The organism is Pandoraea morbifera (assembly GCF_902459575.1).
GTDB lineage: Bacteria > Pseudomonadota > Gammaproteobacteria > Burkholderiales > Burkholderiaceae > Pandoraea > Pandoraea morbifera.
The window spans coordinates 1-2243 of record NZ_CABPSD010000034.1 but is presented as its reverse complement, the minus strand read 5'-3'; the positions used below and the strand labels follow the sequence as shown (position 1 = coordinate 2243).

The following is a 2243-nucleotide window of genomic DNA, read 5'->3' as shown; positions in this document are numbered from 1 at the left end:
CTCGTCTTCCATCTTCATGCTCATGTGTTTGTCCTCGAAGGTTAACACCTGAGCAGGTTTTCAGTGGGTCATTACATGTCGGTATTCGCGAAACGGCTAAAGGAAGCAAGGAAGGCTGCGGGTTTGACGCAGGAGAAGCTCGGAGTCCTTGCAGGCGTAGATGAGATGTCCGCAAGCGCCCGCATGAATCAATACGAGCGAGGCAAGCACGCGCCCGACTACTCGATCGTCGAGCGTATCGCCGGCATCCTCAATCTTCCGACGACTCACTTCTTTGCCTCAGATGACTCAGAGGCCAAGCTGCTGGTCGCGTATCATCGGCTAGATGGCGACGACAAAGCGCGTCTTTTGTCCCAAGCAATGGAAATGATCGGGGAGAAAAACTGACAGTGCAGCGCGCGAATTCTGGAATATGAAGCAGCCAATGCTTTGATAGTCATTTTGTAAGTCACTGGCGCACAAAACAAAAAAGCCCCTGAAATTCAAGGGCTTAATCGTTTGCTTGGCGGAGAGGGTGGGATTCGAACCCACGATACGGTATAACCGTATACCGGATTTCGAGTGCGACGCTATCCGAGACCCGTTGACGTAACCATTTGATTTTTAACGATAGCCGAGCGCCGGTCAGCACGAAAGTTATCGTAGTTTTACAGGGATTTCGGGCGGTTCACGTATAGTTTGGACACGTTCTGGTCACACTACCACCATGATAACCATCAACCTCTGTGGCCAACTAAACGGCCGCTGAGTATCGAAGCGAATAGTATTCTTCCAGCTACACTCATCTAAAAGAATCCCATGCCAAAAAGAGAATCAGTCTGGAAGACACTATTCGTTTTTTTCCTGACTATGACAGGGGTTCTCGCTGCGTTCGCCCTTGCCAACTTTCTTGAAGCCACATTTGGACTGGTGCCAGCGGTCACAATAATGTGCGCGCTCTTGATTCTCGGATTACTCGTACCCGTCATATTCCGAGCAGCATGGAAGCTGTGGAACGACGGGAAGAGTCGCGGAGCATCCATTGGCGAGCGACTTTTCGACATATCGGAGTTGATACTCTTGCCTATTGGTCTACTCGTATCGAAAGGCGCCAGTTGGATTCTCGGCGCTGGCGCGATTGTGGCGGCGATCTTCATCATCGGGCTTCTGATCGCTGGCATAGCATCGCTGCCGGTAAGCGCTGCAATAATCATAGGCGCGCTCATCATTTCCTCGTCAAACAAACGCCGATAGAACATCAGCAGGGCATGACGAGCAACTGTGTTTTTATACAGTATTTGTGCTAGTTTACCTCCGTCACCAGCAACACGAGGGAGGCAGCCGTGCCGCTTCATCCGCGTCAACCCGAACTGACGATTGATCAGTTGCGCAGCCTATGGCTCGCCAACAAGGATCCGGGCGTGCGGCAGGCTCTCGAAGAACTGGTCTTCCGGCGGGAGCAGGTTCGACGCAAAGAGGATGTGCTTCAGCGGGTAGAGTCGCTGTACGTCATCATCCACCAGGCGTGGCGTGACGAAGTCGGCGGCACCCTCATCGCGCTTGAATGGCTGAAGTCAGCGCTCGGGGAAAACCGCGAATCACGAGGAGAACTGCCGAAGATTCCCGGCACGTCTCCGCGTTGAGATGTGCCGCCAAAGATAACAAATACGAGCTTTTTCTTAATTTTGATTGCTCTGGTTATCTTTTTGCATCAGCGCGTCGTAGCTGCGCTCGCAGGCGAGGCCGGCGATGTGCGCAGCGTCAGCGAATTTAGCGAGGTCTCCCGCAGCTTGGTCAGCCCGGCTGAACAGCCCTGCGAGCAAATCAAGGGGATCTGCTCCCCCACCGGCTGGCGAGCCTCCGCTGGAAGCGGCGGAATGTCGCGCGGCAGCGGTATATTCGGTAAGCTGCTTGCGCATCCGGTCATAAGCAGCGTCAGAGGCGCGAGCCGCAGCGCTCGCAGTGTCAGCAGATTTTTTCGCATCGATCGAGATCCCGGCCAGCGTTGTCGTCGTCTGGCGATAGAGGTTGTTGGAAGCGGTCAGGTCTTTGATTTGCTTCGCTTGACTGGCGACCGTTGCCGACTGGTCAGCATCGTGGTGTCCCTTCCAATAACCGCCGCCGGCTGCCAGCACCACAGCAAGCAATAGTCCGCCCCACACGCGAGGATCAAACCACGTCACATTGCACCTCCGGCTTTCACGTATTGCCGCAGCAGCGGCTCGAGCTGGTGCTCCACCTGACCATAGCCGGCACCAGGCAGG

Annotated in this window: 4 protein-coding genes; 3 read left to right on the top strand and 1 reads right to left on the bottom strand. The window is 54.7% G+C overall.

The features are described 5' to 3' along the window. Positions 1-75: 75 nt before the first annotated feature. The 3 genes from PMO31116_RS23470 (at position 76) to PMO31116_RS23460 (ending at position 1622) form a co-directional block, all read left to right on the top strand. Positions 76-387 (top strand): helix-turn-helix domain-containing protein, encoded by a 312-nt coding sequence (locus PMO31116_RS23470; RefSeq protein ID WP_150568807.1) that lies wholly within the window; start codon positions 76-78, stop codon positions 385-387. Positions 388-798: 411 nt separating this feature from the next. Next, entirely contained in the window at positions 799-1233 is a 435-nt protein-coding gene (locus PMO31116_RS23465) for a hypothetical protein (RefSeq protein ID WP_150568806.1), read from the top strand. 89 nt (positions 1234-1322) lie between these two features. Beyond that, complete coding sequence (locus PMO31116_RS23460) at positions 1323-1622, top strand: hypothetical protein (protein WP_174971779.1); 300 nt, start codon at positions 1323-1325, stop codon at positions 1620-1622. Between the two features lie 36 nt (positions 1623-1658). Here PMO31116_RS23460 and PMO31116_RS23455 read toward each other — a convergent pair whose 3' ends face one another. Further along, positions 1659-2162 (bottom strand): DUF2514 family protein, encoded by a 504-nt coding sequence (locus PMO31116_RS23455; protein ID WP_150568805.1) that lies wholly within the window; start codon positions 2160-2162, stop codon positions 1659-1661. Between the last annotated feature and the right edge of the window lie 81 nt (positions 2163-2243).